Source organism: Thauera butanivorans NBRC 103042, assembly GCF_001591165.1.
Taxonomy (GTDB): Bacteria; Pseudomonadota; Gammaproteobacteria; order Burkholderiales; family Rhodocyclaceae; genus Thauera; species Thauera butanivorans.
The window spans coordinates 170,127-176,601 of record NZ_BCUG01000003.1 but is presented as its reverse complement, the minus strand read 5'-3'; the positions used below and the strand labels follow the sequence as shown (position 1 = coordinate 176,601).

The following is a 6,475-nucleotide window of genomic DNA, read 5'->3' as shown; positions in this document are numbered from 1 at the left end:
GACGGCTCTCCTCCCGCGCCTGCTTGCGGGCGCTTGGTCGGGGGCAGGCGACTGCCCCCGACACTTGTACTGCGGAGCAGACAATCATGGTCAAGCGCGTCATCGCCACACCTGCGGCGCTCGAACTGATCGACCAGCTCAAGGCCGAGCATGGATCCGATCTGATCTTCCACCAGTCCGGCGGCTGCTGCGACAACAGCGCCGCCAACTGCTACCTGCCCACCGATCTGACGATCGGCCCGTACGACGTCCATCTCGGCGAGATCGGCGGCGTTCCGTTCTACATCAGTGCGTCGCAATACGAATACTGGAAGCACACGCAATTGATCATCGACGTGGTGGAAGGAACGGGTGGCACCTTCTCGCTGGAAGGCGGCACCGGCAAGGCCTTCCTGACCCGCTCGCGGCTGTTCGACGACGACGAGATGGCCGAGGTGGAAGCCGAGGATCGCGCCCGCGGCCGCTAGCTGCGGCAGCCCTTCCCGCCGAGGGATGCAGTGTTCCCATGGTGTTCCTTTTCGCCCGGCGAATTTTTTCTGCTTTGTTTTCTGCTTTGCTGCAGCAGCTTTTGCTTTAATAGTCCCGGTGAGCCGGCATGGTCCGGTGCTGGAGACGAACGACGATGGGGCGGATCTTTACGCGCGCGCCGCTGGCGGACTTGCCCGTGCCTGCGTCGAAGCGGCCTTGCGACCCCGGGCGGACCGCCGGCGAGAGGCTGCATCGTCTTGCGCTGGAGCCTGCCGCCGACGGGCGTGTGACGCTCGCCCGCCTGGCTACTGGCGATGCCGGTCTGCAGCGGGTGCTCGATCGTGCCGGCAGGGTGGTGGGGCGCAACATCCCGTTGCTGATCCAGGGCGAATCCGGTGTCGGCAAGGAATTGCTGGCGCAGGCCTGCCACAACAGCGGGCCGCGGGCCGATGGCCCTTTCGTCGCCCTCAACTGCGCAGCGATTCCCGAAAGCCTGATCGAAGCCGAACTCTTCGGCTATGTCGGCGGCGCCTTCACCGGCGCACGGCGCGAAGGCGCGGTGGGGCGCATCCAGCAGGCCGACGGCGGCACGCTGTTCCTGGACGAGATCGGCGACATGTCGCTGTCCATGCAGGCGAGGCTGCTGCGCGTGCTGCAGGAGCGCCGCGTGGTGCCGGTCGGTGCCCGGGAGGCGCTGCCGGTCGACATCGCGCTGGTGTCGGCGACGCACCGGACGCTGAACGAATCGGTGAAGAACGGCCTGTTCCGCGAGGACCTCTACTACCGCATCAACGGCCTGACCGTCCACCTGCCGCCCTTGCGTGCGCGCACCGACATGCGTGTCATCGTCGGCCTGTTGATCGAGGCGGAGTGCGCCGGCCGGCCGTGCGATGGTGTGAGCGTGTCGGAAGAAGTGATGCACTTCTTCGAGGCATATGCCTGGCCGGGCAACATCCGCCAATTGCAGAACGTGCTGCGGGTGGCGTTGGCGCTGCTCGATGACGATGAACGGGTGATCCTGCCGCGGCATCTGCCGGAGGAAATCTTCGATGCCGAAGCTGTGCCGGTTTTCGTCACATCTCGGGCAGGAGCAGAGTCCAGGAGGATGCTGTCCGTAGCAGCCCGACCGCGTGGCCGTCCCCCGCTGGGTCTGGACGAGAGCCTGATCCAGCGGGCGCTGGCCGAACACGGCGGCAACGTGTCAGCTGCTGCACGGGCCTTGGGCATCGCCCGCAACACCTTGTACCGCAAGCTGGGCCGCAACTTTTGAATGGAGAATGGATGCATGTCCGCTGACCACCGCCGGATGCCGATGTCGGCGCTCGTGCTTTTCGTCCTGGCGGCGCTGTGTCTGGTGCCGGCAGTGACGTGTTTCGCCGGTGCCGGTGACCGGCTTCATCCGGCACTGGCAGAGCCGATGGCGGGACTGGCGTTTCTGGTGTCGGCCATCGCGCTTGCCGGGTCGGGTGCCTTTCCGCTGGTGATCTCGCGCCTGGCAGCAAAGGACGGCGCAAAGCAAGCCGTCCGGTAAACAGTCGTCAGGCCTGCCAGTGCCCCGACTTGCCGCCGAGCTTTTCCAGCAGGCGAATGCCTTCCATGCGCATGCCCCGGTCCACCGCCTTGCACATGTCGTAGATCGTCAGCAGGCCGACGTTGACCGCGGTCAGTGCTTCCATCTCGACGCCGGTGCGGCCGACCGTTTCGGCGGTGACGGTGCAACGCACCGCGTGTTCGCTCCCTTCCTGCGCGCCTTCCTCCAGCGCGAACTCGACCGCCACCCGCGTCAGCGGCAGCGGATGGCACAGCGGAATCAGTTCGCTGGTGCGCTTCGAGGCCTGGATGGCGGCGATGCGGGCGATGCCGAGCACGTCGCCCTTCCTGGCCGTGCCGGCGCGGATCATGCCGAAGGTATCCGGCAGCATCAGGATGCGGCCGGTGGCGACGGCGACGCGGCGGGTTTCGGCCTTGGCGCCGACGTCGACCATGTGGGCCTGGCCTTCGGTGTCGAAATGGGTCAAGGCGGGGGTGTCGGAGTTCGCTGCGTCGGTGCTCATCGTGCTTCGGCGGTCATGAAGAGAGGGCGCGTGCGCCGCGGCCGGGGCCGGCTACAGCCGGATACAGGCATGCGGGAACGCTTTGATGCGGCCGGGTATCATAGCACCCGATGATGCGACGACCTCTTGCCCTGCTGCTCAGCCTCGCGCTGGCTTTCCCTGTCCACGCCTACGATCTGCCCGATCTGGGAGACGTTGCCGCGACCGAGCTTTCGCCGGCCGCCGAGCGGCGCATCGGTGAGCAGATCATCAGCCAGATCCGCTGGCGCGATGCCAGCTACCTGGACGATCCGGAAGTCGAGGAGTACGTCAACCGCATCGGCCACAAGCTGGCGGCGGTGAGCAACAATCCCGGGCTGGATTTCGATTTCTTCGTCGTCAGCGACTCGACGCTCAACGCCTTCGCGCTGCCCGGCGGCTACATCGGCGTGCATACCGGCCTGCTGCTGGCAGCGCAGACCGAATCCGAGTTCGCCTCGGTGCTCGGCCACGAAATCGCCCACGTCACCCAGCGCCACATCGCGCAGATCGTCGGCAAGCAGAGCCAGTCGGCGATGCTGATGATGGCCTCGCTGCTGGTGGCGGTGCTGGCGGCGCGCAGCAATTCGGACGTCAGCCAGGCGGCGATCGCTGCCGGCCAGGCCGGCGCGATCCAGTCGCAGCTCGGCTACACCCGCAGCTTCGAGCGCGAGGCGGATCGCGTCGGGCTCGAGACGCTGGAGAGTGCCGGCTTCGACGTGCGCGGCATGCCCGGCTTCTTCGAGCGCCTGCAGCGCGCCACCCGCATGTACGAGAACAATGCGCCGGCCTATCTGCGCACCCACCCGCTGACGACCGAGCGCATCGCCGACATGGAGAACCGTGTCAACTCGATGCGCTACCGCCAGGTGGTCGATTCGCCGGACTTCAACTTCTCCCGCGCCAAGTTGCGTGCCAACGCCGGCCTGGCCACCGATGCGGTCAGGGACATGGAAAGCCAGCTGGCGCAGACGCCGGCCGACCCCGCCGCCGGCTATGGCCTGGCGCGCGCCCTGTTCCGCGCCGGCCGGCTGGACGAGGCAGCGCAACGGCTCGAGGCCGTGCGCGCCAAGGCGCCGCCGTCGCCGTGGATCGAAACGCTGCGCGCCGAGATCGCACTGGCGCGCAAGGACGGCGCGACCGCGATCAAGGTGCTGGAGGCGGCGATGCGCAGCTTCCCGTCCAACCACGCCCTGGTCTATGCGCTGGCCAATGCGCGCATCCTCGGCGGCCAGCCGCAGGCGGCGGTCGATGGCGTCCGCCGCGCACTGGACAACCGCCAGTCCGACCCGCGCCTGTGGCAACTGCTGTCGCGGGCCTATGCGGACCTGGGCAAAGTCACCGCCCAGCACCGCGCCCAGGCCGAAGTCTATCGGCTGCGCGGCAGCCTGCCGGCAGCGATCGAGCAACTGGAGATCGCAAGCAGGGCGGGCGACGGCGATTTCTACGAGCTCTCCGCGGTGGATGCGCGTCTGCGCGAACTGAAGCAGCGCCTGATCGAGGAAAGGCGCGACCGCAAGGATTGAGTTCCCGCCGTGACGGATTCGATGGGCGGGCATCGCCTGCCCTGCTGCGCATTCTTTCGGGCCGGGCGGGCATCCACTAGAATGGCGAGCCATTCAAAAAACTGATATCGACGCAAGCGAGGACACAGGATGGATTTCGACAAGGAAGTGGATGCGCGCGGCCTGAACTGTCCGCTGCCGATCCTGCGCGCAAAGAAGGCGCTGGCCGAGATGCAATCGGGCCAGGTACTGCGCGTGGTGGCGACCGACCCGGGCTCGGCCAAGGATTTTCAGGCCTTCGCCAAGCAGACCGGCAACCCCTTGCTGCAGCAGGGTGAAACGGCGGACAAGGCTTTCGAGTTCTTCCTGAAGCGCAAGTAAAGCTTCCACTTCAGGCTGCTGAATGCGGAACGGGCTGGCCGGTGATGCGGCCGGCCCGTTCCGTTTCCATGCCCAGAACATGCCCCGTGCGGCCGAAAACGAAATCGCGCTTGGCTTGCTGCAGCCGCTCGGACGGTGTCCATGATGAAAGGGCCGTCCGCCGAGCAAGGCAGGTTCGACAGGCTCATCGCCCTGCGCAGTCACGCGAATCCGTGTGCCGTCGCTCGGCAAGCCCGGGTCGCCCACATGCAGATGCTGGCCTCGACCTGACTTGTGCTATGTAAAGCGAGGGGTCGGCCTGCGCATCGACTTCAGTTGCAGGCCCTGGCGCCTGCTCAAGGGCTGTTTGGTATGCAGGATGCCGCACCCGGCGTATGGATGAAGTGCGTGTCGCCCGGCCCCAGGGCGGTCGCGGAAACCCATGCCAGCTCCAGCACGCCGATGTTGACGATGCGCTGCTTTCAACATGGATTTCCATCTTTTCATCGGCTCTGAAAGCTGCTTGCGGTCGATGTAACACTATGATACATAAACCACGAGCCGCAGTTTCCGAGTGCCTTGCCCGGCCTGCTGTCTTGTCTTCCACTGCTGTATCTGTGCCAGCGGAGAGTCCCCATGACAAACAATCTACGTGCTTGCCCTGCGATTCAGATACGGCTGGCTGGACGAACCCGATTCAGTGATACGACGATCATCCGTCGCTGGTTCCGGAGACTTGCTTTCGGAATAGGCGTGCTGGGTCTTGCGGCCTGCGGCAAAAGCGGCCCTGACCTGAAATCGCAGTTCGCCGCAGACATCCCCAATGCCTGGCAGGTCGAGAGTTTCAAGATCGAAGCCGAAGACGATGTCGGCACCAAGGTCGAGCCGCAGCGCCGCTACCGCTTCCGTGCGGAGGTTTCTCCAAAGGCTGATCTGTACGAGAGCCTGGGCACGCTTGACGAGCATGTGATCCTCAAGCGCATCGCCAGGAAAGGTGATGATGCTCTTGTTATCGGCGTAGCCAGCTCAGTTCTCCGTGGGGAGGAATGGATGAGCATGTTCTCGCACGAACAGGCTCCCAATTTCTTTGCCGGGAAACCTGCTGATGCTCATGGAGCGAAACATGTCATTGTCGGCAGTTCGGACTACAAGCGTCTGGTGGCCGCTGCCGAGGCATCGCTTGAAAAACGTGCAGAACAGATTGGCGCCGATGAATCCCGGTGGCAGACGATGATTGGGGAGTGGAACGCGCTGAACCAGAAGATCCAGGAAGAGAACCGGCAAGTGATGGCAGCGCTGAATGACGAGCAGCAGCGCATTCATCAGGAACAGACAGTGTTGCGCAACAAGGCTAACCAGGAAAACCAGGCTGCCGGACAGGAACTGCAGGCTGCTCTCAGGGAAAAAGGCGCTGAGCCCAAGAAGGAGCTGGATGCACGTATTGCGGAACTGGACAAGGATTACCGGCTGAAGGTTGCTGAACTGCAGGCGCAGGGAAAGGAGCTGCAGCAGGCTGCAGCGGTCCAGCGCAAGCAGTTGCGCGACGCATACAATACGGACATTTCCGCGGCGCGCAAACGCCAGAGTGCGGCGGATTTCACCCGTTACAAAGCCAGTGCCGATGAAACGCTACGTACCGAGTTGGCGGGGCTGGAGGCTTCATTCCGCGAACGCCAGGCACAGTTGAGGGAACAGGAAGCGGCGTTGTCCAGCCAGCGCAGGGAGCTGATGGCGCAGGCCAATACGGTTTACCAGGAGAAAATCAGCGCCATTCGCCAGGAACTGGACGCCACACATAGGAGCAGCCGTGATGGCATAAGCGGGCAGTTGAATGAGGCGATTGAAGCACTGAACGCCGAACTGCAGAAAAAGCGCCAGGAGCAACAGAGTGTGTTCAGGGCCAATAACGAGCAGTTGGCTGCCAAGCGTCGTGAGATCGACAATCTCGGGGCGCAGATACAGCAAAGCCGGCGCGAAGGTGCGCAGCAGCAGCGGTTTCTCGCCGAGCTGAAAGCCATGGAAAACTGAGCACAGGGTTCAGATGGAACGAAGGCGCGCTACAGGCGTCCG

6 protein-coding genes and 1 pseudogene are annotated in these 6,475 nt (G+C 64.5%); 6 read left to right on the top strand and 1 reads right to left on the bottom strand.

Going from position 1 to position 6,475, the window contains the following annotated elements:
• Positions 1–86: 86 nt before the first annotated feature.
• From TBU01S_RS02200 to TBU01S_RS02190, 3 genes and pseudogenes are all read left to right on the top strand, one after another.
• On the top strand, positions 87–467 hold the full coding sequence (locus TBU01S_RS02200) for a DUF779 domain-containing protein (RefSeq protein WP_068635004.1): 381 nt from the start codon (positions 87–89) through the stop codon (positions 465–467).
• A gap of 272 nt (positions 468–739) precedes the next feature.
• Positions 740–1,738 (top strand): annotated as a pseudogene (locus TBU01S_RS02195) (sigma-54-dependent Fis family transcriptional regulator); the annotation flags it as partial.
• Between the two features lie 15 nt (positions 1,739–1,753).
• Entirely contained in the window at positions 1,754–1,999 is a 246-nt protein-coding gene (locus tag TBU01S_RS02190) for a hypothetical protein (RefSeq protein ID WP_068635003.1), read from the top strand.
• Between the two features lie 7 nt (positions 2,000–2,006).
• Here the strand turns inward: TBU01S_RS02190 and moaC are convergent, their stop codons facing one another.
• Positions 2,007–2,522, bottom strand: coding sequence for a cyclic pyranopterin monophosphate synthase MoaC (moaC, locus tag TBU01S_RS02185; RefSeq protein ID WP_068635002.1), 516 nt, complete (start codon positions 2,520–2,522; stop codon positions 2,007–2,009).
• A gap of 110 nt (positions 2,523–2,632) precedes the next feature.
• Here moaC and TBU01S_RS02180 point away from each other — a divergent pair, with 110 nt between their 5' ends.
• The 3 genes from TBU01S_RS02180 to TBU01S_RS02170 all read left to right on the top strand — a co-directional run bounded on the left by TBU01S_RS02180 (position 2,633) and on the right by TBU01S_RS02170 (position 6,433).
• The gene (locus TBU01S_RS02180) at positions 2,633–4,066 is read left to right on the top strand and encodes a M48 family metalloprotease (RefSeq protein ID WP_068635001.1); all 1,434 of its coding nucleotides are present in this window, start codon (positions 2,633–2,635) and stop codon (positions 4,064–4,066) included.
• Positions 4,067–4,195: 129 nt separating this feature from the next.
• A complete protein-coding gene (locus tag TBU01S_RS02175; RefSeq protein ID WP_068635000.1) occupies positions 4,196–4,426 on the top strand; it encodes a sulfurtransferase TusA family protein in 231 nt (76 codons plus the stop codon).
• Between the two features lie 615 nt (positions 4,427–5,041).
• Complete coding sequence (locus TBU01S_RS02170; protein WP_157659076.1) at positions 5,042–6,433, top strand: coiled-coil domain-containing protein; 1,392 nt, start codon at positions 5,042–5,044, stop codon at positions 6,431–6,433.
• The last annotated feature ends 42 nt before the right edge of the window (positions 6,434–6,475 follow it).

What these genes read in the sequence shown, in the direction of transcription:
- TBU01S_RS02200 (WP_068635004.1), top strand. Translation starts at nt 87, where the DNA reads ATGGTCAAGCGCGTCATCGCCACACCTGCGGCGCTCGAACTGATCGAC.
- TBU01S_RS02190 (WP_068635003.1), top strand. Translation starts at nt 1,754, where the DNA reads ATGTCCGCTGACCACCGCCGGATGCCGATGTCGGCGCTCGTGCTTTTC.
- moaC (WP_068635002.1), bottom strand. Translation starts at nt 2,522, where the DNA reads ATGAGCACCGACGCAGCGAACTCCGACACCCCCGCCTTGACCCATTTC.
- TBU01S_RS02180 (WP_068635001.1), top strand. Translation starts at nt 2,633, where the DNA reads ATGATGCGACGACCTCTTGCCCTGCTGCTCAGCCTCGCGCTGGCTTTC.
- TBU01S_RS02175 (WP_068635000.1), top strand. Translation starts at nt 4,196, where the DNA reads ATGGATTTCGACAAGGAAGTGGATGCGCGCGGCCTGAACTGTCCGCTG.
- TBU01S_RS02170 (WP_157659076.1), top strand. Translation starts at nt 5,042, where the DNA reads ATGACAAACAATCTACGTGCTTGCCCTGCGATTCAGATACGGCTGGCT.